The organism is Chlamydia ibidis 10-1398/6 (assembly GCF_000454725.1).
Lineage (GTDB): Bacteria > Chlamydiota > Chlamydiia > Chlamydiales > Chlamydiaceae > Chlamydia > Chlamydia ibidis.
In genome coordinates this window covers 235,754-261,329 of the sequence record NZ_APJW01000001.1, presented here as the reverse complement: position 1 = coordinate 261,329, position 25,576 = coordinate 235,754, and the positions used below count along the sequence as shown (strand labels likewise).

The following is a 25,576-nucleotide window of genomic DNA, read 5'->3' as shown; positions in this document are numbered from 1 at the left end:
AATGAGTCAATGACTCTTCGTTATTGCTTACTGATTGTAGGCATCTCCAGACTGAGAACTGTGTTGAATATTGTTAGAGTTCTCGCTTTTGCAAGATTTGCTATAAGAACCGCAAGGACCGCAGCCTTTTTCTTTTTTATTGAACATTTCACAAGGACTGCATGATGCAGGTGCGCATGGATCTTCAAAACAGCAATCAACAATACGGCAACAACTACTTAAACCAAAAATACCGCAAGCAGCAGCTAGTAAGATAGCTTTCTTCATAAATATGTAACTCCTTTCTAATTAGAAAACTTCCATGGCTTATTGTTTATTAAAAATCCAAAATACTTTTAATAATTAATAAACCACATTCCCATGAACATATTACAATGGAAAATAAAAATTTTATCAAATATTTTTTTAATTCTTAATTTCCTAAACTATCACACCACTAAAATTGAGATCTTATCAAAAAATCTAACTCGTTGATTTCCAGGGAAAAATTCTCAATAAATCCTTAATTTCAATCTTAAAAATAAAAATTAAGTAATATGGTTTAGTTTTAATGATTTACAAGATTTTTGGTATTGAAGCAGTTCAAAAACAGTAGATTCGGATTTGAATGGAAATTTTTATTTATAATAAAATTCAAATCAAACAATTGAATTACATATAATAAAAATTTCCTCTAAAGAAAGAATAAAGAAGAGGATCGGAATGAAAATGTTTTGCTATCTGCAGATCTTATGCCTAGTATCTTTGCTAATGTCCAGCTGCTCCTACTATCCTCCTCAAAGAAACTACGCTCTTGCGCAAAAGCCTCACTTAAATAAACAGGCGAACACCTGGAAATTCTCCCTAGCTAAGTCAATATTTCAAGCTTCCTATACTTCAAATTTACTGTACTAAAAGTAATTAGTTTTAAAATGGCAATACCTGAGATTCAAAATCAACATTCTGTAAGGCTGTATCAATCACAGCCTGATTTTTCTTAGAGACCCCTCCGAGAATGCTTTGCGCATGAACAAGCCGGGCCCTGGTACGAGGCTTTCCTAAAATTTCCATAGAATCAAATAATGGAAGCCCCTGTTTCTTACCCGTAATTGCCACATAAAGCAGAGGGATGACGGCTTTCTTATGATTTACTTGGAAAGCATTTGCCAACCACTTAGATCCCTGGTAAAAATAATCTTTTTCCCAAATATCGGCTTTTTCCATGTACTTTACATAACTATAGAGCATAAGAGCGGCTCTATCTTCTGTTAAAGAGTTGGGCAAGAGCTCTTCTTTAACGTATTCTGGAAGAACTGAAAAGAAGAAACTGCTAAGGGATATAAATTCAGCAAGAGTTGTGATTCTAGACTGGCATAAAGGAAGAATTCTCAAAAAGAAATCATCATTGATCAACCATTGTTTTAATTCCTTTAGCAGATCACCCGGAGAGCCCTCATGGTTAAGATAATGCTTATTCATCCAGTCTAACTTACGAATGTCAAATACAGCTCCAGATTTGCCAATACGCTTAGGGTCAAAATTATCGACTATCTTTTCCAAAGAATAGATTTCTTCATCTCCTTCCATACTATATCCCATGAGGGTAAGGAAATTGATAAATGCTTCTTTAATATACCCAGCATCTCGATAGTAAAAAATTGAAGTAGGATTTTTTCTTTTGGATAATTTCGTCCCGTCGGGATTCAATAACAACGGCATATGCAGAAATATGGGAGGACTCCAACCAAAAGCTTCGTACAATAGAATATGCTTTGGTGTAGAACTTATCCACTCTTCGCCACGGATAACATGGGTTATGCCCATGAGATGGTCATCGACGACATTTGCAAAATGATAAGTTGGGAAACCATCAGATTTTATCAATACTTGATCATCAACATCAGCCCAAGGAAATACGACCCTTCCTTTGCTATAATCCTCAAAAACACACTCACCAGTCAGAGGAACTTTTAAACGAATAGTGTAGGGCTGTCCAGCATTCTCACGTTCTTTAACTTCTTCTGGGGATAGGTAGCGGTAACGACGATCATATCCCCCGCGATAACCAAGAGTACTAGCAACAGCCCGCATCTCTGCTAGTTCTTGAGGAGTAGCAAAACACTTGTATGCATAATCCGTAGCTAATAATTTTTCAGCATACTCCTTGTAAATCTCTGTCCTTTCTGATTGTCTATAGGGACCATAAGGACCACCAATGTCCGGTCCCTCATCCCACTGTATACCACACCAGCGAAGAGCAGAGAAAATATTCTGTTCGTAATCAGAGCGGCTGCGCGTTCGATCCGTGTCTTCAATTCTTAGGATCATTTTACCATTAAATCGACGAGCAAAAATCTCATTAAACAAGGCCATATAAGCGGTGCCTACATGAGGATCTCCTGTAGGAGAAGGTGCTACTCTAACACGTACGTTTTCCCAAGTCATGTGTATTTTATTTCCCAGATGAAAGAGACTTGATACCTCGAACATAGCTATTTCTTCAAGCTAAATCCTACGACTTCTTAAGACTAGGTTCATTAGAGCCATGCCATGTTATTCAATTAAAAGAATAGAAAAATATCTATACTCTGAGTCAAAGTTCCCTACAAAAGTTAGAAATTACTCCGAGTTATAAATATTAAGCCCCTGTATTTTGAACCGGGGAGATTTCTGGAACAAAAACAGAGGCTTGCAAGATCGAGAAACAACGCACAACGGTGTTGAAACCTATTGGCAGCTCTCAAGGGGCCTATTCAATTTCAAGAGCAGATTGATCGAGAAAATTCGGACCTGTGGACGAGGTAGAGGAGTCTACAATGTCATTGGAGCCTTCTCTCGCTTTTCTGGCTACTTGTTTACTTAGATATTCATTACGATATCTTTCAATCTCCGAGCAGTGAATAACCCAGGCAGCACCTTTACGATCTCCACGCATAGTTCCTGTCCGTGTCGCATAGTAAACCTTTTGCACAGGAATGCCTAACATCTGTGCCACTTGGTTCACAGAATAACAGCCCTTTTCATTATCAAAAAGCAATTCACCTTCATACAAAGACTTACTCCTAGAGTAACGATTCTTCTTGTACTCCTCTAGATCCTTGAGATTAATTTCCCAACGGGTTGTCTTAGAAGCCTTTAACTTTTTCTGTTTAATTGCTACGTAGATTGCTTGTCTTGTCACATTATGCAGCTTAGCTGCCTGAGTAATTGAAACCCAAGTAGAGCCTTCTTCAGCAGACGTAACAGGATCTTTTTCTTCCAAATCAAAACAACTTTCTTGCTGTACGCATTCCATACGTTAACAAACCTCCCCCTCAACATATTTTAGAATTAAAATAATCCTAACAATTAGTTCTTCCTTGCTTTTTAGAATTTTTAAAGAAGTATTTTCCTAAGAAAAGCTTTATTAAGCAAGCTTTTTTGTTAAAACAAAGTTGTTCTTTCTATTAAAATTTTAATAAAACAAAACTACTCTACTGTTTTATTAACATTTCTTAACATTTGTAAGCGCAATTTCATATATAGTGCTCACCATCAACAAGAAATACAAAATATCCCCAAAATACATTCTGAGAGGTTTAAAAATTCGAATACTTCAATCCTTGTTAAATTCTGTTACTTCTGCTGCAAGGTTTAACAACTACTACCCTCGATAACCCAAAAATAAAACTCGTTACCCTCAATTTAAAAAGGCGAAGACTACCTCCTACTGTTCTTCCTTTTCTTGTTGTCCCTCAAAATGAGTGCTAATCTCAGAAGATATTTTATCTATCGCTTCTGACGTTAAGCCTTCTTGATGTAAGAGATGAGGAACGCACACGAAAGATTTGGGTGATACAAACGAACTGTCTTGATTATCAAGGAAGCCTGCAGCGAAACAGGTCTCCCGATTGAATAAACCATCTCCAATAAGTTTTCCGTCTTTATCACTTCCCTGTACTGAAAGCTCTGGCACAGGTAATGCTCTGCTATTACCCTCCGAATCAATGCCCCAGTTTGTAATTCTGGTAATCCAATATCCTAATTTACCTAACCATTGATATCCTACCGCCATTGTAGAGCGAGGGCCACGATCCTTAATTACAAACCAATTTTCTTGTCGATCTTTATAATTAAATAATCGCTGCAACGCTTCGGATTGGACCAAACTCCCTAAAGAATACCCGTAGGCAATTATTTCTTTTGCTTTAGGACCATTATTACAATCAGTGAGATATGAGGCAGCAGCAAGATAAGCTTGTACCAAAGTCTCTTTAGATACATATCCCTTGCTACACATCACTCCAGGATAGTTAAACATTAAAACATTTGCCTTTGCTTTACGTGCTACAGCAAGAATCCAATCCTCGTCCTCCTGATGAAAAGGCCCACCCTCTTCATTAACCAGAATACGTGTTTCAAAAGATTCACCATTACCTAGAGAAACCAACATCCAACGATCAGGCTTAGCCTCGGGGAAACTAATCTGTATAGCATCAATTAATAAATTATCGATTTGTATAGGAACACGATCTACAGAACTTACATAGCACGACTGTTTCCATTGTCGTGTCTGATTCGCAAAAGCCTGCAACAATCTAGGATATGGCTGACAAATCCCTCCCACAATAATGCCTCCAGCAGAAGGGACTATCAAATTCTGGCATATTCTCTCCAATAACCAAATTAAACCTAACGGAATGCACAAAACAATCCGCAAAATGGCTTTAAAGATTCCAGAAATCGCTTTAATCAATCCACTAAAACGAGGATATCGGGTTTGGAAACAATAGTTCATAGAAGCTGCTTTGGAAGAAAACATGAACACTTTTGGATTAGGGCTCATATCCTCGAAAGAAGCTTGATAAGATGAATGCGATTGAATAGGGAACATAATAATTTTATTTTTCAAAACAACGCTATGAAATTTTAGTTTAATCTTGTTTAAAAAACAAAAATAATAGTTTTATCTCACACAAAGATCGCGATTATCAAAATGAAATTAAACCAAAACGTCTAGATCGCACAGTATAGTGTTTAGGCAAGTAGAAAAACTACACCTTCAAACTATAGTTCAAAAACTCTGATTAGATTTACCAACTTTACACTTAAATGAGATTTTGAAATTGTTTATAACATCATTTAAAATGATCTCTAATAGTTAAAAGTAAAAAGAAATTTTCAAAACATACTCTTTTGAATAATTACTAAGATTAGAAAATCAATGTTGAAAGAACTACCATAGCTACTTTCTAGAGAAAATAAAGAAGACATTGTTTAGTCCTTTCTTAATCGAAGACAAATGAAAAAATCGGGCACACAATTTAAAATGAGTTCTGGGAAAAAGACAAGAGAAAAGTATCAAGAAACTTTTAAACTATTTTAACTATTATTATTTTAAAATGATTTACGAGATTCCTCTTCCTCTAAAGGCAAAATATGGAAATCCCTGACAAACAAATGAATAACCCCTCCACTGACGCTTGGTGATAACCGTGGAGTGTAAGCAACCTCTAATGGGTGATGCCAATGTGCTTTTAAAGTGGCAACCCGATCTCCCATACCAAATGCTATCCCCTCAAGATTTCTTTCTCCGTGACTCAAGTACAATTTTACATGGTTCCCAGCTAATAATTTAGGATACCGAACTTGACGTACAACGGTATAAAAAACAGGAACTGGATTACCTTTACCAAAAGGTTCAAATAGATCCATTGAGGATAAAAGATCGTGATCAATTTCGTCAAAATCAGCACGTGCATCTAGAGGTAGGGTGAGCTGAGCATCTACTTTTCTTAATGACGAGTTCACAAGATGTATAAATTTTTTTCTAAATTCCTCTATTTTATCTTCTTTGATAACCATGCCAGCGGCAAAATCATGCCCTCCGTAAGATAAAAATAGAGAAGAACATTTCTGTAAAATTCCAAGAAGTGGGAATGAACTAATAGTGCGTAATGACCCTTTACCAATCCCTCCTTCTTTTGCAATAATTACTACAGGACGATTATATGCTTTAGCAATACGAGCAGAAATAATTGGGATGACACGTGCATGCCAATCTGATGACGAAAGAACAATAGCAGCCTGATTTACGATATCCTTTCTATCTTTTAAGATATTTTGTACATCGCGAAATACATTCGCCTCTATCTTTTGTCTCTCTCGATTAACACTATCTAAATCTGTAACTATAGAATCTGCAACTTTAGGATCTCTTGTGAGCAGCAACTCCACTCCTTTTGCAGGATCGGACAAACGCCCTAAACTATTTAACTTGGGAGAAATTTTAAGCACGATATCTTTAGAGGTAACATCCATCCTATCCACGCCAGAAAATGTGCATAGTTTTCGTAATCCTAAACGTGTACCTTTTCCTATTTCTTTAATACCGTGGCGCACCATAATTCGATTTTCACCTAACAAGGTTCCTACATCTGTTACGGTACCTAGAGCGACAAGATCTAACAACTTACGTAAATCTATAGCATTCTTGGCAACTGACCCACGTAAAATAAGTGCATCAAGAACTCCTCGTGCTAATTTGAAGGCAACTCCTACACCAGTAATATCAGAATTTGGATAAGTATCTCCGCGCAACTTAGGATTGAGTATTGCTACACAATTAGGAATTTTCCGGGTAGGCACATGATGATCTGTAATAATCACGTCGATGCCATGTTTCTTAATATCATTTACCTCCTTCCCTGCAGATATCCCACAATCTACTGTAATCAGTAAGGTTACTCCGCATTCTTTCATCTTCTCCACTAAAGAATCAGTTTCTCCATGCTGCTTTAAAAGAGCGCCTAGAAAACAATAACTAACCTTAACATCTATGAGACGAAAGAATTCGACAAGAAGAGTCACACCAGTCATGCCATCAACATCACTATCTCCATAAATCATAATGGTTTCATGATTATCTTTGGCCTGTAACACTCTCGCGACAGCCTTAGGCATATCAAGAAATAAATTAGGGTCATGTAAATTCGACAAATGCACATATAGAAAGTTTCGTATTTGATCGACGTTCCCAAAACCTCGAGAAACAAAGACTTGCGCAGCAATGGGATGCAGATGCAAATCTTTTATAATCGTAGCCAGCAGTTTAGGATCCTGCTTGGGATATACCCAATCAACTTCGGGTACAGAAGAAGTGTCTTTATATATCATAAATCTCGCGCCGTAAGCTCTTTAGTATTCCTCAACGTTCCAAAGAGCATTGTGTACGTCCTTCTATACAACCCCAGGGAAAAACAATTAATTCCCTTCCTCTCTACGCATCATAAATAAAAGAAGTGGGGGAGCAATATATAACGATGATAGTGTCCCCAAGAGGATACCGATTGTCATGATGAAAGCAAAGTTAAAGATTGATCCTCCACCCACAAATAACAGTATTAGCAATACGGATAACGTCGTTGCCGTGGTCATTACAGTGCGACCTAGAGTCTTTTGCAAGGAATCGTTAATTAGTATAGCCATAGGGGTAAATATTTTAGCCCGCCTATCTTCTCTAATACGATCAAAAATAATCAGGGTATTGTTTAAGGAATATCCTAGGACCGTCATAAGAGCTCCGACTGCTTGCAAATCAAGCTGAATCTTGTGTAAGAAAAAATGCATCGCAACTAAGACAGCACAAGTGGCAACTAAATCATGAATTAAAGCACATATAGCACTGAATGCATAACGCCACTCAAAACGCAAGCTAACGTATAAGAGGATAATAACTAAAGCTCCTAAAAGAGCCAAGGCAGCTTGACGACGCATTTTTTGAGAAAATTGCCCGCTAACTTGTAGCCATAGATCCTGAGTATCTTTTAAGTCCTTAGAAGATAAAGAAATCCCAGAGGTGGATAACAAATCTGCGACAGGAGATAGACCACTCTCTTCTAACTCTGTTGTTTCTTTATCGCACGAAGACTTCACACGGTGTAGTGCATTTTGACTAAAGTAGATCTTTACTTTTTCGGATGCATCGTATGCCTTAATACGAAAATCTCTAGTAGATAACCCATGCTTTTTTAATTTCTCACCGATCTGTGTACGGAACTGACTAGCATTGATCTGTTTTTCTTCAGGAACATGAAGAGTTAAGGCATACCCTCCTTTAAAATCCATACCTAAGACGGATTCCCAAGCACCAAAGCCTAAAGCTACACAACCTAAAGCTATAATAGACCCTGATATAGCCCAGACACGTCTACATTCCCTAAGAAAATCATGTTTAACACCTATAAACTTATTCATCATACGAAGCTGGGTTTCACGTGTTCTGTTCATCCACACTACAAAGAAAAATTTCGTCATGAACAAAGCTGTGAACATCGAAGAAAAGATACCTAGGATAAGCGTAAGAGCGAATCCTTTAATCGGCCCTGTGTCTAATAATAGTAATAACAATGAAGCAAGAACCGTAGTCAAATTAGAATCAAAAATCGCGCCAAACGCTTTTTTATAACCCGCATGTACTGACTGTGTAAGACTTTGTGAAAGTAGGTACTCTTCTCTTATCCTTTCGAATACCAATACGTTAGCATCTACAGCCATACCCATAGCAAGAATGATACCTGCAAGTCCAGAAAGGGTGAGAGGAGCATCTAAGTACTGTAATGAAGCCCAGATTAATAGAAGGTTTAAAATAACAGCACCTGAAGCAATGACCCCACCAAACTTGTAGTAAACACTCATTAACACCATCAGAACAAGCAATCCAAGAAAAACGGATAGGACTCCTTGGTCTCTCTGCTGTTTCCCAAGTTCTGGAGAAATTACTTCTTCACTAAGAATTTCAGGGACAAAGGACATAGCCCCTGATTTCAGGTCAGCTGCAAGCTTAGTCACTTCGCTATGTGTGAACCTCCCAGAAACACTAGCATGATCTTTTAAAGGAGCATTAAGTACAGGATCGCTTATCACATAACCGTTCAAAATAACCGCCATTCTCCAGCCACGGCCTAGAGAATATTGACTATTTTCTGTCCCGCTTATACCACTCTGACAGTATTTTGATGTCCAAGCATGGAAGTTCTCAGAAGGAATGCCCTCATGATTGCTTGTATGTTTCACAGAAAAATTGAGAACATAGCCTTCAGAATTTATAAAATCTGCTCGAATATCCTTAAGCGAGGACCCAGTCAAAGCATAATTACGGAACACGATCATCAATGGATTTATTTTCTCTCCGACATCTCTTTCAATAGCTAACATAGAATAATGGGTATTTAAGAGGGATGATTGTGATTCTCTTAGATCTTTAGAGAAGGCAAGTCCTTCTTCCTTTAACTTCAAAATAGCAGATCTAACGCTCTCTGGAAGGGTGTTTAAATCATTATTAAAAATTTGGGCAGCTAATACATTAACTTTTTCAGGAGTGACTGCACCATCACGTTGTGCTGAAAACCAAACATAATCTAAGAACCTTTGAACTTCATAGCGCAAAGCGCCATATAAAGAAAATTTCTCATTAACGACATGGAAGGTCATCTGAGAAACTCCCAGAATATCTTGAGAAGATACATTTGCCGAGCCAGGGACACTAAGTTGAATATTTTCTCCCTCTCTACGGATTTCAACCTCAGCAACACCTAGCTTATTCAGACGAGAATACAGCTCATCCGAAACTTGAAGAATATCATCTTTGTCAGTCAGCTGCCTGCCTTGATGATCCTTGAAAGCCAGACGAATCTGTTTACCCCCGACAAAATCAATACCTAATCTTAAAACATTATCACCACGAGCGTATTTTCTAAGATTAAGCTTCAAATTTTCAACTAATGCATTTTTACCAGGCACAGCCGCACGTAAACGTACTTGGGGATCCATAGAACACGTTGCCTGACGATACTGTTCGTGCCAACGAACAAGTTCATTTTGTCGTTGTTTTTCAATACGATTTAAAGTTTCTAAACGATCACGAACATCATTGACCTCCAAATAAGCAGAAGCATCAATTTTAGAAACCACAAAATCTTCCCCCAAAGCATCAAATATTCTCTGCAAAGGAGAACGTATTTCTAAAACCTGGTCTTCTCCTAAACTCCATGCAACAGCATCAGTATGAGAGAAGCAGTTATATAAATTTTGGAGATCTTGCTCAAATACAACGCTATCTTCGCGATTAGCGTGCTCATATTTAGCAATGATGGAGCGCAACCCCTTACATACCACATAAATAGAACCACGGGAAAAATGCTGACAGCTCTTTTTGGGAGAAAAAATAAAACAACCAAAGGAATCATTTTCTTTCGGTTTTCGACAATGTATTGGGAAATTTTCTTTCAATAAATCACAAGAAATGGCTTCAGGACGATGCAGAGCTAAAGTTGTCAAATGCTCAATAATTTCCTGGATTATACGATCTCCATGTAAGATAATACGGCCACTACATCCCTGATTTCCTAGAGAAAAACTGAACCCTTCCGTACAATTTTCAAGAGTCGCGTGAAAATTACGAGCTAAGCGCTGTTTTTCTTGTGCTATCCAATTATCTAGATCTAAAAGCTCCTCAGAAGTTAGTAGAGAACGTCTGGAAGAAATTCTCGAATTAATCTTAACAAACGCCTTTCTTTCTTTTGGAGAAAACTCAATAGCGGAGAAGAAAGGTGAAATACAGGAACAGTCAATGGTATTATTAACAACTGGAGGTATGACTACTTTTTGCCATTTTGTGGAGGTGTGTTTCAAGAGCTGTTGTAAGTTCTCGAGACACTTACGTTCCTCAGAATGACCCTCTCCCTTCTTTACTAAATTATCAAGTCCTGAACAAAATGCTGAAAAATCCTTTTCAGAAGAAAAGAAATAGCGCAATAGATTCGGCACACCCGAGCTTGAAAATACCTTATAACCAAGAGTAAAACTTTTGGCGACACGTAAATAATGTTCTATAGGGGCATTCTCCCAGCGCGAAGGGAAATTGCATGTGCATACTGATTCCTTCCCTAAAACAAGGCTTCCTGCAATTTCTTTTAACGTATTTGTAACAACAGAGGATGTTTGATCACTATACGATAAGAAAGAGAAATCTCGATCTGTGACCGAAGTCATCAATGCTCCGGTTACCTGAACAACGTTTGTCTTTCCTTTCTGATGTCCCAAAACATAGAGTCTCGAAGATTTCATAGGAATACCAGACTCAGCATAAAGAAGGTTTTCTATGAAAACCTGAGCATCACCCTCATTCCTAAAATGAACATCAACTACTCCTGGGACATTAGAATTGTACATAACTTGTCCACGTAACTTTAATGCAGAGAGTATTGCAGAAACTCTAGGCACAGTCTCACCGCGTACATCAACAACACGATTTATAAAATTACGCACAATGCGATCAGCTTCTTTCTGATCAATTTTCTTGCTTAGGGGCCGGCCATAGTACAGACATGTCGGGATAACGTAATACAGGGCTAAAGTAAAAACGAAAACGATAATACCCAAATTACGTTTAAAATTGTGCTTCATTGCGCAGCTCGATCTGTTAAATTAACGAAAGATTTTAAAAAGGGACACTAGTGAACCAAAATAGCAACTGAAAATAATATCGTCAAACCTAGACAAATTAATTGCTAGCAATGCTTTTCACATTGCCAAACACTTCTCTATCCTATCCTAACCAAGATAACACTAAAAATTACAAAAGATTGTAGTGGAGACTAAGACAAGCAACGTGAATATCTTAACCACTTCCTAGGTGATTCTTTCTTCTTACAAAAATATTCTGAACAACCCTGTCCTTGCTCAACAAGAGACTCGGGGGACAAGTCTTCAAATCTTAATCTTTCTAAGCTGGGGAAAAGAAGATTAATGTCAATAGAACGTAACGGCGCAACACTATAGGGATCCATAAAGAGAATAGTTACCTTTGCTTCAGAAGCTAACGTGTGTTGCGCAAACTCTTCAACAGCTTGAAGGAATGCTAATTTAGAAACAACCTTTGCACTATGCTTATCTTCAGCAGACATATCCCTCCAAATTCCAATTGGAGAAACTAACAGGCATGCTCCTTCGGAATGAACTGTAGATGAAGTAGTCATCTTCTTCACAGCTAAAGAAAACGCTTGAAAATATAGTCCTTTATACAAAGAAACTAAACTGTTGGGAGTGGAGCATGTATTAGATCGTATCCTTGAAATAGGTATGTAGACAAGTTCCTCGGGGTTCACATCTATGCCCTTATTCACCCAAGAGACTGCCGTAATCTGGTCTACACCGCCTTCTTGCAAGGTATGTTGCGCGTGACAAGACACCTCATCTGGCAGACAAAAAACCTCTTGATAATCAGTAGACAGCTTGCTTGGACACTCGCAATCAATTTCTTGAACAAGCGCCACACCGTTTTTTACAGCAACGCGTGATTTTAACACAGCACGTAGTTCCTCACGATTGCCCTCATAAACATGCACATTTTTCCCCAAGCGATATTTACCTAAGGCAATCATCCGCCATGATCTTAAAAATGAGAAATATGACAACTCAGAAACCTGTTGAGCACCAATTTTTTCTGTTGTTCTATTACGAATCTCTAAACGAGTCCATGCTTTTAAATATTGGTGATAGGATAGAACAAGCAAAACAGTTGCCAATACTAGAAGAGCAATCGCTGGCATAAACGTATGACACATACTAGCAGCCAGAACGCTACAGACTAATGCACTTACACCAAGCAAGGCAATCAAACCTGAGATCAGCTTCTTAGCCACATGTTGTGAATTCGGAATGTAGTGTATTTTATCCCTACCTCTATCTCTAACACTAGAAAATGTAAGTTTGGGGACATAACCAAAACACAGCCGAGAAAAATCCATTTAAAACACCCTATAACTATGGATATAAATTAGATCAGAGCAAATATTCTGTGATATTATAGTCAAAAATAAACAAAACAATATAACAAAACAAACAAATAAAATCTCTTTTCAAGATTTTAAAAATATTATTAATATAGATAAAACCCTCTAATAGAATTAGCAAAACAGACAATAAAAATAATTTATCGACAATATAACTGGGACTCACTCTATACCGAGATTTATGAATGTCGTCTTGTCAAGATATGATAATTCTTCTAGTATGTCTCTCCAGAAGTTCCTTAGTGAGGAGCCTAAGTTTTCAGAGAATCTAAAAACTTTTCTTGCTAACCTGATGCCAGAAAGTTGTGTCCGAGAAATAGGCTGTGACGTACGCTACCATATCTGATAATACAGACATATCTCTAGTCCCCGAAGAAGCATCTCAACCTGTTTCACGGAATCCATCACCCAGGCATATTGCTATTATCATGGATGGTAATCGTCGCTGGTACAAACAACAACAGAAACCGGCTCATTTAGAATACTCCTCTGGACATTACTATGGAGCAAAAGTTCTCCCGAGGATTGTTCAATCTGCTCTTACCTACGGAGTAGAAGTCTTAACATTGTTTGCTTTCTCCACAGAAAATTTCTTACGTTCTCAGGATGAAGTGAGTGAACTTTTCTCTTTATTTAGTACGCAATTAGATATCCAACTACCTTATTTGATCGAAAACCAAATCCGACTTCGTTGTATTGGGAATTTGTCAAAGTTGCCTAGCTACATTCAGGACAAATTGAATAAAGTTATTAATGTGACCAATACATTTTCTCGTATGGACTTAGTTCTCGCAATTAACTACGGGGGGAAGGATGAACTCATACGTGCGTTTAAGAAATTGCATCTTGACTTATTAAATCGAACCATATCCCTTGAGGATGTTTCAGAAAGTTTAGTAAATTCCTATCTAGACACTTCAGAAGTGGGCGATCCCGATTTACTCATTCGCACAGGTGGCGAAATGCGTGTAAGTAATTTTTTGTTGTGGCAAATAGCATACACAGAACTTTATGTTACAGATGTCCTTTGGCCAGACTTTACTGGACGCCATTTGCGGGATGCAATTACAGCTTACCAACAACGATCACGACGAGGAGGTAGATAGTCACATGAACTTAAACAAGTTTAAAACTCCTTTTTATGGAGATCTTTTTCAACGCGTTGTTGTTCACTCTCTAGTATTAACGTTTTTAGTAGTTCTACTCTATAGTTCCCTTTCACCTGTTACTTCCTTTGCCCTAGGTTTTATTTGTGCATTATGTGGTGCTGTTGGGACTTATGAATATACAACTATGGCGAAAGCAAAACTGAACTACAGTTTTCGTTTGTATAGCTCTTTCGGTGCATTCGTCTTTATATTTATGGGATTTCTAGCGATTCGCTGGGGACATTTTTTACCAACTTACGCTAAAGTTTTACCCTGGACATTTCTTGCTTGCTGGTTAGTGCTTAATATTTTCAGGTCTAGAAAATTTAAATGCGGACCTTTGCAGGCTTCAGGCATTACCCTATTCTCCATCCTATATGTTGCAATTCCCATACATCTATTTCTTCGTATTCTTTATGGATTCGTGCATACTAAAGAGCCTTTTTTAGGGGTATGGTGGGCATGTTTTCTTATTGCCACCACTAAAGGAGCCGATATTTTTGGTTACTTTTTTGGTAAGGCATTTGGTGTAAAAAAAATCACCCCACAAATCAGCCCACAGAAAACAATCATTGGCTTTATCTCAGGATGCTTAGGGGCAACCTTGATTAGTATAGTTTTCTTTTTGCACATTCCAGAGCGCTTCTCAGGCTATATTCTCATGCCTCCCGTCCTAGTTATCCTTGGCGTCATTCTAGGAATCGGAGGCTTCTTTGGCGATATCATTGAATCCATATTTAAACGTGATGCACATATTAAAAATAGTAACCAACTTAAGGCTATTGGAGGCATGCTCGATACGTTGGATTCGTTGCTACTTACAACGCCTATTGTTTACCTTATTCTTCTCATTACACAACAAGATAAATTCTTAGGATGATTATTACTATAGACGGCCCTTCAGGGACAGGGAAAAGTACAGTCGCAAAGATGCTTGCAGGCTCTCTGAACTTCAACTATTGCAACACGGGAGCCATGTATCGAACATTAGCTTATGCTCGGCTCGATCCTCATTGGGGATCCTTACCAATCCAAGAATTCCTAGAAAACCCTCCCTTCTATTTTTCTTTTGTCCCAGGGGAACCTCTTCAGTCATATTTAGGAGAACACGTTTTAAACAAAGAGCTGGCTACTCAAGAAGTTGCTAACTTAGCATCTCAACTTTCTCAATTGCCTGAAGTACGTGCTTTTATGCACGAGCAACAAAAAAAATATAGTACACTAGGTAATTGTGTGTTCGAAGGCAGGGATATGGGTTCGAAAGTTTTTCCTGACGCGGACTTAAAAATATTCTTAACAGCAAAGCCAGAAATTCGTGCTCAACGCAGATTAAGAGACTTACCTGAAAATACGTTATCAAAAGAAGAATTGACACAAGAATTGCTTCTTAGAGACCAAGCTGACAGTTCGAGAACCCATGATCCCTTAATCATTCCTGAAGGGGCAATAGTTATTGATTCTTCAGATTTGACAATAAGCCAAGTTCTGGAGAAAATTTTGTCTTTTGTCACTTTAAAGTAATTATGATTTTCGCGATTACCAAGTTTCTTACAAATATACTCTTTCGTCTTCTCTATCGATTCCGAGTATATAGAAACAAGAAAAGCTTCTGTCATGGTCCTGCCATTGTAGCTGCTAACCACGCTTCTTTCTTAGATCCCGTAGCAGTAGTTCTATCTTTCCCAGGTCGCCTTTATCATCTAGCTCGCTCTACCCTATTTAGCAATGTTTTCAGTAATTGGCTATTACGACAATGGGCATGCTACCCTGTAAATAGAAGTTCCGGAAACTCCGCTGCTTTCAAAGCAGCATATTCTCTATTCCAAAAAGGACAAAAACTTATTATCTATCCCGAGGGATCACGAAGCCCCGATGGTCACCTACATCCTGGTCAAATAGGCGTAGGCATGCTAGCAATTAAAACAAAAGTTCCTGTTTTACCTGTGTACGTAGCAGGGACCTATCAAGCTTTTAATCGTCATCAGAAATTCCCTAAATTTTGCAAACCAATAACTTGTATATTCGGGAGTCCAGTAAAATTAGATGATTTATTGGAAAATACGACTTTAAGTAGTAAGGAGATTTACCAAATTGCTACAGATAGAATTATGACAAAAATAGCTGAGCTTAAGTCTTGGTATGAAAATGGTTGTATAGGAGAGGTTCCTTAATTGTTTACATTACGTTCTTTACTATGTTCTATATTTTCCACAGCTATTCGTTCTGCCTTTCCTCAACTAGAAGAGGTCTCTCCAGATATTACGCAATCAACTAAAGAGCTGTTCGGACATTACCAATGTAATGACGCAATGAAATTAGCCAAAATTCTGAAGATGGCACCAAGAACAGTTGCCGAATCTATAGTTTCTTATCTGCCAGCAGATATGTTTTCTTCAGTAGAAATTGCTGGTCCCGGATTTATTAATCTAACTTTTTCTAAGAGATTTTTAACTGAAACTTTGGAAAATTTTTCAGAACAACTATATCGAGGCTTTCGAGTTGCTAATCCTCAGAAAATTATCATAGATTTTTCATCTCCTAATATTGCTAAAGAGATGCATGTAGGCCACCTACGCTCTACAATCATTGGAGATTGTTTAGCACGTATTTTCTCATATATTGGACATCATGTGTTACGTCTAAACCATATTGGTGATTGGGGAACTGCTTTTGGCATGTTGATTACCTATCTTGAAGATGAAGATGAAAAAAACATCGAAAATCTTGAGGATTTGACTGAACTCTACAAAAAAGCACATGCACGTTTTTCGGACGATCCGGTATTTAAAAAGCGATCCCAAGATCGCGTAGTCTCCCTACAATCTGGAGATCCAGAATCCTTGAAAATATGGCAACATATCTGTTCAGTATCAGAACGTGCTTTCCAAAAAATTTATCAAATTCTGGATATTTCTTTAGAAAAACGTGGGGAGTCTTTTTATAACCCATTTCTTGCTGATGTAATCAAAGATCTAGAATCTAAAGACCTTATTACCATTTCTGACGATGCTAAATGTGTCTTTCATGATTCTTTCACAGTTCCTCTCATCGTGCAAAAAAGTGATGGTGGTTACAACTATGCTACCACAGATCTCGCTGCTATGCGGTATCGTGTTAATCACGACCATGCCGATAGGATTATCATTGTGACAGATATGGGGCAATCCTTACACTTCCGAATGGTGGAAGCAACAGCGCTAGCAGCTGGTTATTTGCCTCATTCTGGAATATTCTCTCATGTAGGTTTTGGCTTAGTTTTAGATGCACAAGGAAAAAAATTTAAAACAAGATCTGGGGAAAATATTAAACTGAAAGAGCTTTTAGATAGTGCCGTAGAACAAGCTAAAAATGCACTAAAAAAACATCGCCCTGATATTACTGAAGAAGAAATCTCAGAACGTGCACCTATCATCGGTATCAATGCTGTAAAATATGCAGACCTATCTTCTCATCGAGTGAGCGATTATGTTTTTTCGTTCGAAAAAATGCTGAAATTCGAAGGGAATACAGCGATGTTCCTTCTATACGCCTATGTACGCATACAAGGAATCAAGCGACGATTGCACCTCTCTGATTTACAGCTCAAAGGAACACCGTCTATAGAGGATCCGGCAGAAGAATCTTTAGCTTTAACGCTTTTACGCTTTCCTGAAGCATTAGACACCACGATCAAAGAACTTTGTCCTCATTTCCTAACCGACTATCTCTATACCCTGACTAATAAATTCAATGCTTTCTTTCGTGATTGCCATATTGAAAACTCTCCGCGTAAATTAGCACGCCTCTACTTATGCGCACTAACAGAAAAAGTACTAGCAGAGGGCATGCAATTACTAGGTCTGAAATTGTTAAATCGTTTGTAGTTTAGGCAATATCATAGTATTGCCTAAATTTTAAGAAACCACGACTTCAGAAGAGAGGATGTGAATCTTAGCCCCTAAGTTTTCTAATTTCCCTACCCAGTTATAGTAACCTCTATCTAAAAGCTGCGTATTTTCAATGAGTGTTGGGCCACCCTCGGCAACCAATGCTGCCATCACATACGCAAAACCTGCCCTCAAATCCGGAATAACCAGATGTGTAGATTTCAAAGGAGTCGCGCCATGGATGATTGCACTATGAGGAAAATTTCCTGTAGTGTATCTACATGACTTTGAGCTAAGACACTGATAAAATAGTTCACATTTTGCTCCCATCTTCTGCAACCCACGTAGATACCCCAGACGGTTCTCATGAACAGTTTCGTGAATAACAGAGGAACCTTCCGCTTGAGATAATAGCACAGAAAATGGTTGTTGCCAGTCAGTCAGGAATCCTGGATGAACATCTGTTTCCAATACTACTCCACCTTTTAAAGGAGATTCTCGGAAAAATTCTATACCATTGTTAATAACCCTAAATCCACCACCTATAGATCGTAAGATCTTTAAAAAAGGAATCATTAATTCCTGCTCGGCATTCTCAACGAATACTCTACCTCCCGTGAGTACTCCTGCCATAGCAAAAGAAGCGGCCTCTATTTTATCAGGAATCACACTATGATCAACGTCATAAAAATCTGTACAACCAAAAATTTCTATAGTCCTATCATTATCCGTAGTTATTGCAGCACCAGATTTTTGTAAAAAAAGGATAAGATCCAAAATCTCAACTTCTAGTGCGGCATTTTTTATAATTGTTCTACCTTCTGCTCCCACTGCAGCTAATATAAGGTTCTCAGTTGCTCCTACTGAGGGATAAGGCAGAGTGATATAAGCTCCTACTAAGCCATAAGGAGCAGATGCCCTATAACCCTTACTACTGTAGGTAACGTGTGCTCCTAACTGTTTTAAACCTTCTAAATGAAAGTTCAAGGCCCTCGCACCAATAGCATCCCCTCCAACAAAAGGGACACACACACCATCAGGACAACGAGATAGTAGTGCACCGAGTAGTAGTATAGGAATTCTATTGACATGTGAAAATTGCGCAGGTACTTCTGATATGGATATCTTAGGAGTATGAATCTCTATAACCTCTGCATCTTTATCCCAATGCACAATCGACCCTAAAGACTTACATAGATCTACAGTCAACCGTACATCACCAATATCAGGAACATTACGTAAGATACATTTACGATCAGAAAGTAAAGAAGCAACAAGCAGTTTAGTTATAGAGTTCTTAGCACCAGAGATACGTACTGCCCCCTCCAATACACAACCACCGAAAACTTCCACTGCAGACATGCTTAAGACCTCTTAATTTCTCACATTCTTAAAGAAACGTTAACTTTCTCGAACGTTAATTTCCACGCAAACTTTCTATTTTTTCGATACAAATAGTTTCTACTAACAGCTTAGTAACAATAATTAACGAAAAACCTAAATATATTTATAAATAAAATCGGAGAGATTTATAAAAAAATTATTTTAAAATCTAATTAAATAAATAAAGTTTTTGATCTCTCTTAAACTATGAATACCCCTACTCCTATTAATGGTCAGCAGATAACTAGTATTACAACTCCAGACACTAGTACTCCGCAAACAACTACCCAAGTCACATTTGGCGACCATACCGTAAGCACTACCTCAACAGGAACTACTGTATCTACGTCGACATCTGTAAATTCTGCTGCCGAAACTGTGATATCTCAAGCTGAAAGCGATGCTCAAGCAGTTGCATTCTCACCAGAAACCGTAGTAACTCAGCAGGCTCCACAAGGAGGAAATGTTGGTAGAACGGCAACGTCTGCCAATGCCGTGGGAGCGCATGTTATTCTAGGGAGGACAAGAACAGATAGTACATCAAGTAGTTCTAGTACAACCTCATCCTCATCCACTGATTCATCTACTAGAAGCACACACACTACAGATACAGAACAAGCATCAAGTAGTCAAGCATCTGCTAACTTAGGCTCATTAAGCGGATTACGCGGCACAGAAGCTCCTGACGGAGTAGAACGACCAGATGGCCCAGGTGGTCTCCCTGACATGAAACTTCCAACTTATGATCCTACCAGCAAAGCTTCAATCATTGAGTTCTTAAAAAATCCTTCTGTGCAAGCAAAATTACAAACGAAAGCTGGTCATATCGTCTTTATGGATGAGGCTAGAGGGAGTTTCATCTTTGTAAGGAATGGCGACTGGAGTACAGCAGAATCTATAGCAGTGACTAATGGAAGAACTAAAGAACCTATTACTGATGTTAAAGATCTAGAAATGTGCATTGCTAAGTTTTGCGTGGGATACGAAACTATGCAATCTGACTGGGAAAATAACATACAGCCTAGGATTGCGGGACAGACTGGAGAAACCGGAAATTATAGCCACTTACTTATGAGTATGAAGTTTAAAACAACCGTGCTCTATGGTCCTTGGAACTCAAAAGAATCCAGTAACAACTATACTCCTTCTGTATGGCGTAGAGGAACAAAAGTAGACTCAGGAGCTATCTGGGGAGACGTTGGCCCTCTAAAAGGAATCAATTGGAATAACTTTTCTAAACCAGAAGAAGGAACCTCGTTTGCTAGAGAAACTGTCCAACAACAACCTACAATGCCTCCGTTTGGCCACTATCCAATCCCAACTATCAACGTTAACTTGGGAGGAATTAAAACAGAAGTTCATGTTGAAGGAGGAAAAACAACAACAACAACAACTCTTGGAAAAACTGAAACAGGCAACGAAAATAACGAAGTCGGAGGAGATGTCCAAGAGACAGGCTTTGATGAAACAGATGCCGTAGATACATCATCTACAATTGAAGAACCTACGCAAGAAATAGTTGATGAAGGTCCCGGTGAAGATGATATGTCCATACCACCACCGCCACCAGGTCCTCTTCCCACTATGGGAGGATTCAACGTTTCTGGAATGTCAAACATGTCATTGCAGAATATTCTGGTCAATGTTCGTCAACACCTAGATACCGTGTACGATAAGGATGGGAACCATCATGAAGGAAACCAAGATTTAGGTACTGTAGTCAGAACATCGGAAAATGGCACCTATGTTCCTACTGTTCTTTTAAACAAGAATGAAGGAGGAGATAACGGAGCAGACTCGAAGACAACCAATGAAAATGGTAATGACGGTAATGAGCTGATTAACATCTTAAATAAGGTTCGTACACATCTGAATGTCGTATATCCAGAAAATAATGGAGGAGAACCTGTAGAGGTTAATCAAAATTTAGGTAAAGTAATCAAAGACGTCGAATCTGGTAAAGAGCCCACACCTACCGTGGTGACTGGGAAGCATCAGAAAATTGATAGTTCAGAGAAAACAGAAGGCAATCGAGGAACTAGAGAAACTTCACAAAACCGACAATCACAAGGTACAGAGCAAGAAGCTGAACTTACTCATATCCTGGGACACGTAAGGGCACACCTTAACGTAGTTTATCCGGAAAGCAATGGAGGAGAACCAATACCTGTTAACCAAACACTAGGTAAAGTGATTAAGGACGTTGAATCTGGTAAAACTCCCGATCCGACCAAACCAGAAACACTGTTCCATGCACGCTATGTTATTCTAGATGACGATGGAAATGAAACAACAGGCTCTCAAAATAATGCTATTGGAAGAGAGCGTACAACGACGACAGCAGGAACATCTCGAATCATCGTAGGCCAGCAAGGAGAAGGAGGAGAGAGGCTAGAAGAATTACTACCTCAACTTAGGAAACACCTAGATACGGCTTTTGATAAGCAAGGCAACCTAATTCAGCCGAACAAAACTAATGTAGGAAAACTGATTCAGCAATTCCAAGAGAGAACTGGATCCGGTGGTATTATTGCAACCATGCCTATGCAAGCCACAGTAGTAACTAGCAGAGTACAAACCCAACAATCCTCCATTACGGATGTTCCTCAAAGAAATAAAGAAACGGCTACCTTAGACACCAAAACATCTTTACATGAGGCAGCTAGGGATGTAGCAAATAGTATGTCTGATTTGCTCTCCGCTGCGACACCAGCAACAGCAGCACAAGAGGTACGTACGGCAGCTCCCGTCACACAAATGGCGACTAGTTCACCTGTAAAAGGAACAAGACAAACAGCAACAATAGAACAGAGATCTAATATCTATGAAGCTGCGCAGCAAGTAACATCAGCACTAAGCGCCGTAGCTACAAAAATTAAAATGTTTGAGCAAGGAACAAGAAATTTAGATGAAGCGATCTCAGCCGCAGACAGTGGAGGAGGAAAGACTGAAGGCCAAAAGCTATTCGATGCAGCTAAACAGGTAACCAAGAATCTATCTAATGTACTAGACAGAGCTCAAGGAAATCGGAAAACTCCCCCTCCACCTCCTCCAAGGACGTCATCGCTTCCGCCTCATTTAAGATAAGTTAACCACACATTATGGATAACCGGTGAGATACCATCTCACTGGTTATGCCATATTGTGAAATACATCATCAACATCATCAATTTGTTCTAACCATTCGATCAACGATAAGTTAGACTGTCCGTCTTCTTCGGAGCAATCTACTAATCTCAATGGCACATAGATCAGTTTTTCTTCAGAACAGGTAATCCCTCGGGATAATAATTTCTCTTTAACCGCAGCAAGATCTGTAGGTTCGCATAGAATAATGAAGTGATCCTCATCATCAGTATCGAGGTCGTCAGCTCCTACTTCAACTACGTGAGAAAGAAGTGCTGATTCGTCTATCGAATCTTTAGAAACATAACAAGCTCCTTTACGGATGAAATTATAAAGAACACTTCCTGGCTCGACAAGAGCTCCCCCACGCTTGTTAACAGCAATACGCATATCAGAGGCTGTACGATTCTTATTATCGGTCATTGCTTCAACAATGATACCCACACCACCATAACCGTAAAGCTCGTAAGTAACTGTCTCAAAATTCTTTTGATCTGCTGAAGAAGCCTTTTTGAGATTCCTTTCAATATTCTCATTAGGGATATTTTGATCCTTTGCTTTTTGAATAATCATGCGTAGACGCGCATTAGATTTAGGATCAGGCCCACCCATCTTCACAGCAGAGATTAGTTCTTTAATGGTTCTTGAAAAAATCTTACCCTTTTTGTGGTCAGCACGTTCCTTACGATACTTCGTATTGGCCCACTTACTATGTCCTGCCATCTTCCTTACCTACTAATTTATATCCTCGCAATAACAGAAAAGCGTTTTCTTTTTCCCAAGCAATAGCATGCTCATACATTGGGAAACGCCGCTCATATTCTTTAAATTTTTTCCCGTGAAACATCGTCCTACCAGAAGACGAATATTCCCTAGGGACTAAACTGTGTATAATTTCATGATAAATTACATACTCTACAAAAAATAATGGGACATCACGTCTATCTAAAGAACGGTGGATACGTACCAATTGTTCTTCTTCGTGAAAACAACCTAAGACCAAACTATTACCAGTTCTGGATTTTTGACGACCAAACCAACCGATCTTTAACTTCAAAGAGCCCTGAAATAACTTATCATTGAGATCTTCGTATATCTTTTGCAGATTATATACATTACCAGCAGTATAATCGACAGGAACAGAAGACGACTGTTTATACTGATAATGTGATTTCAGAGATAACATATATAATGATTTGCAAAGATTCGTAGCCTTAAAAAAATTTCTAGCTAATCCAAGAAAAATTTGGAAACACTGCATTTAAAGATGATAAATCTAGAAAATCAAAGATCTTTTTCCATTGTAATTTTTGCTAAATAACCGATTTCATCTTTATAAAAGTGTGCCTGTCTCCCAACTTCAATAAATCCAAATCGTTTATAAAGATGTATCGCGGGATTCTCCTCGTAAACTTCAAGATAAAGAGTTTCTAATTTAAAACGTTCTTTCGCCAAATGGCACAGGTTATTCAACAGAACGGTGCCTATACCCTTATTGCGATACTGCTCACCTACGATAATAGAAATTAAAGCATGATGAGCAACTTTAATATAAGGATTTAAAATAAGAGTGGCTACTCCAGCCACTTCTCCTTCATAAACCGCAGTTAAACTACTCTTCACACGATGAAAACCTATCCAAAAATTTACGCTTTCTGCGATCTCCGCTTCTGTTTTAAGAGGGAAACCTCGAAGAATTTTGGGATCGTTTAACCAAAAACGTACATAGTCTGCATCACTAGCCAATGTGTAACGTACTTCTAATCCAGCTATATGTGTACCCGACACTTTTTTCATAGAGCGTCACCATATTGGGATAAAAATGCCTTGATAAAATCATCCAACAACTCACCATCCATCATTGCCTGTACATTCCCTGTTTCATATCCCGTCCGCACATCTTTCACTAAAGAATATGGCTGAAAAACATAATTACGGATCTGAGAGCCCCAAGCAATCTCTTTTTTATCTTTACGTTCAGTCATTTGCTTCTCTAATTTTTCTTGCATAATTTTCTCATAAATTCTTGCACGAAGCATTTTCATACAGCTTTCCCGATTCTGAATTTGACTACGCTCACTTTGGCAAGAAACGACAATGCCTGTAGGTAAGTGTGTGATCCTTACAGCGGACTCTGTAACATTTACATGCTGACCACCCGCACCTGATGAACGAAATGTATCTATGCGCAAATCATTTGGCTTAATATCTATCTCTACTTGGTCATCAATTTCAGGAGATACATCAACAGAAGCAAAACTCGTGTGTCGTTTAGCATTACTATCAAACGGAGAGATACGTACTAATCTGTGTACCCCACGTTCTGCTTTCGCATAACCATATGCATACTCACCAGATATCTTTAGCGTGATATGCTTAATTCCTGCTACATCACCATCTACACGATCTACAACTTCCACTTTCCATTGATGTGACGACGCCCAACGAGAGTACATGCGAAATAGCATGTCTACCCAATCGCAGGATTCCGTGCCTCCTGCTCCAGCATTCATAAAAAGAAAGCAATTATTTTTATCCACCTCTCCAGATAACAGCCGTTCTGTCTCCCATTGAGCTAGCCTTTCCTCACAAGCAACAAATTCCTTGTCTAACTCACGACGTAATTCACTGTCATCACACGCCTCACTATCGCTCAAGAAAAAAACTAAATTATCCACTCTAGCTTTAAAATCTTGATAAGCAGAAAGTTGTTTCTTTAAGGAAGCAATTCTCTCAGTGATTTTACCTGCTTCACCCACATTATTCCAAAAACCCTCTTCCAGGGTCTTTTCCTCCAAAATATCTAGTTCTTTCTCTTTACCTTCGGGGTCAAAGAGACCTCCCGGCTAAAGCCAACCCAGACAATAAAACTTCTAAACGCTTTTCTAAATTTTCATGCATAGCTTTCTCATAAGAACTCTTCGAACTAAAATTCTAGAGAAGAAAATGGTAAAAAGTCAACGAGACCGCATTATCCTCACTAAGAGATATCCCCCCTAGGATAAAATTAAGTAGGATCCTCTATTAGTTAGATACGGAAGGGAACTTCGAGAATTTCGAAACTTCGAAACAATGTCAGTACTTCTTTATTGGATTTGGTTGCAAAATAAAATGATGAATAAACGTTTATGTCAAATCAATTGCTAGATATGAACGTCTGTTATAGAAATGGAATCATATAAATATGCACTTACCTGGTCTAAGATATAGGGGCTGGTAGACCTGACATCATGCTACGCTT

The 25,576-nt window shown here is 38.5% G+C and carries 18 protein-coding genes; 6 read left to right on the top strand and 12 right to left on the bottom strand.

The window, feature by feature from the left end; genetic code table 11:
• Positions 1-27 precede the first annotated feature (27 nt).
• The 7 genes from H359_RS01235 to H359_RS01205 all read right to left on the bottom strand — a co-directional run bounded on the left by H359_RS01235 (position 28) and on the right by H359_RS01205 (position 12,767).
• A complete protein-coding gene (locus tag H359_RS01235; RefSeq protein ID WP_020370905.1) occupies positions 28-267 on the bottom strand; it encodes a small cysteine-rich outer membrane protein in 240 nt (79 codons plus the stop codon).
• Positions 268-906: 639 nt separating this feature from the next.
• On the bottom strand, positions 907-2,424 hold the full coding sequence (gene gltX / locus H359_RS01230) for a glutamate--tRNA ligase (protein ID WP_020370904.1): 1,518 nt from the start codon (positions 2,422-2,424) through the stop codon (positions 907-909).
• Positions 2,425-2,728: 304 nt separating this feature from the next.
• On the bottom strand, positions 2,729-3,274 hold the full coding sequence (locus tag H359_RS01225) for a helix-turn-helix domain-containing protein (RefSeq protein WP_020370903.1): 546 nt from the start codon (positions 3,272-3,274) through the stop codon (positions 2,729-2,731).
• Positions 3,275-3,685: 411 nt separating this feature from the next.
• Positions 3,686-4,804, bottom strand: coding sequence for a CPn0927/CPn0928 family alpha/beta hydrolase fold protein (locus H359_RS01220; RefSeq protein ID WP_206335997.1), 1,119 nt, complete (start codon positions 4,802-4,804; stop codon positions 3,686-3,688).
• Between the two features lie 551 nt (positions 4,805-5,355).
• Positions 5,356-7,134 carry a single-stranded-DNA-specific exonuclease RecJ gene (gene recJ, locus H359_RS01215; protein ID WP_020370901.1) on the bottom strand — a complete coding sequence of 593 codons (1,779 nt, stop codon included), beginning with the start codon at positions 7,132-7,134 and terminating at the stop codon, positions 5,356-5,358.
• Positions 7,135-7,221: 87 nt separating this feature from the next.
• A complete protein-coding gene (locus H359_RS01210) occupies positions 7,222-11,424 on the bottom strand; it encodes a protein translocase subunit SecDF (protein ID WP_020370900.1) in 4,203 nt (1,400 codons plus the stop codon).
• Positions 11,425-11,615: 191 nt separating this feature from the next.
• Complete coding sequence (locus H359_RS01205) at positions 11,616-12,767, bottom strand: hypothetical protein (protein ID WP_020370899.1); 1,152 nt, start codon at positions 12,765-12,767, stop codon at positions 11,616-11,618.
• 401 nt (positions 12,768-13,168) lie between these two features.
• Here H359_RS01205 and H359_RS01200 point away from each other — a divergent pair, with 401 nt between their 5' ends.
• The 5 genes from H359_RS01200 to argS are packed head-to-tail and all read left to right on the top strand — an operon-like array spanning position 13,169 to position 17,823.
• Complete coding sequence (locus H359_RS01200) at positions 13,169-13,918, top strand: isoprenyl transferase (protein ID WP_035392424.1); 750 nt, start codon at positions 13,169-13,171, stop codon at positions 13,916-13,918.
• Positions 13,919-13,922: 4 nt separating this feature from the next.
• Complete coding sequence (locus H359_RS01195) at positions 13,923-14,840, top strand: phosphatidate cytidylyltransferase (protein ID WP_020370895.1); 918 nt, start codon at positions 13,923-13,925, stop codon at positions 14,838-14,840.
• A complete protein-coding gene (gene cmk, locus H359_RS01190; RefSeq protein ID WP_020370894.1) occupies positions 14,837-15,481 on the top strand; it encodes a (d)CMP kinase in 645 nt (214 codons plus the stop codon). Before H359_RS01195 ends, cmk begins: the two co-directional genes overlap by 4 nt.
• Positions 15,482-15,483: 2 nt before the next feature.
• Entirely contained in the window at positions 15,484-16,131 is a 648-nt protein-coding gene (locus H359_RS01185) for a lysophospholipid acyltransferase family protein (RefSeq protein WP_020370893.1), read from the top strand.
• Entirely contained in the window at positions 16,132-17,823 is a 1,692-nt protein-coding gene (argS, locus tag H359_RS01180) for an arginine--tRNA ligase (protein ID WP_020370892.1), read from the top strand.
• Positions 17,824-17,853: 30 nt separating this feature from the next.
• Here argS and murA read toward each other — a convergent pair whose 3' ends face one another.
• Entirely contained in the window at positions 17,854-19,188 is a 1,335-nt protein-coding gene (gene murA / locus H359_RS01175) for a UDP-N-acetylglucosamine 1-carboxyvinyltransferase (protein ID WP_020370891.1), read from the bottom strand.
• A gap of 228 nt (positions 19,189-19,416) precedes the next feature.
• On the opposite strand from murA, the gene tarP reads away from it, so the two are divergent.
• Complete coding sequence (gene tarP, locus H359_RS01170; RefSeq protein WP_020370890.1) at positions 19,417-22,296, top strand: type III secretion system actin-recruiting effector Tarp; 2,880 nt, start codon at positions 19,417-19,419, stop codon at positions 22,294-22,296.
• Positions 22,297-22,341: 45 nt separating this feature from the next.
• Here tarP and H359_RS01165 read toward each other — a convergent pair whose 3' ends face one another.
• From H359_RS01165 to prfB, 4 genes are all read right to left on the bottom strand, one after another.
• On the bottom strand, positions 22,342-23,058 hold the full coding sequence (locus tag H359_RS01165) for a YebC/PmpR family DNA-binding transcriptional regulator (protein ID WP_020370889.1): 717 nt from the start codon (positions 23,056-23,058) through the stop codon (positions 22,342-22,344).
• Positions 23,045-23,521 carry a SprT-like domain-containing protein gene (locus tag H359_RS01160; RefSeq protein WP_051149437.1) on the bottom strand — a complete coding sequence of 159 codons (477 nt, stop codon included), beginning with the start codon at positions 23,519-23,521 and terminating at the stop codon, positions 23,045-23,047. Before H359_RS01160 ends, H359_RS01165 begins: the two co-directional genes overlap by 14 nt.
• Positions 23,522-23,619: 98 nt before the next feature.
• Positions 23,620-24,132: a GNAT family N-acetyltransferase gene (locus tag H359_RS01155; RefSeq protein WP_020370887.1), complete on the bottom strand. Its 513-nt coding sequence runs from the start codon at positions 24,130-24,132 to the stop codon at positions 23,620-23,622.
• A protein-coding gene (gene prfB / locus H359_RS01150; RefSeq protein ID WP_122974541.1) for a peptide chain release factor 2 occupies positions 24,129-25,236 on the bottom strand; the annotation gives its coding sequence in 2 pieces (ribosomal slippage) (positions 24,129-25,166 and positions 25,168-25,236; 1,107 coding nt in all). The genes H359_RS01155 and prfB overlap by 4 nt, the downstream gene beginning before the upstream one ends.
• Positions 25,237-25,576: the final 340 nt, after the last annotated feature.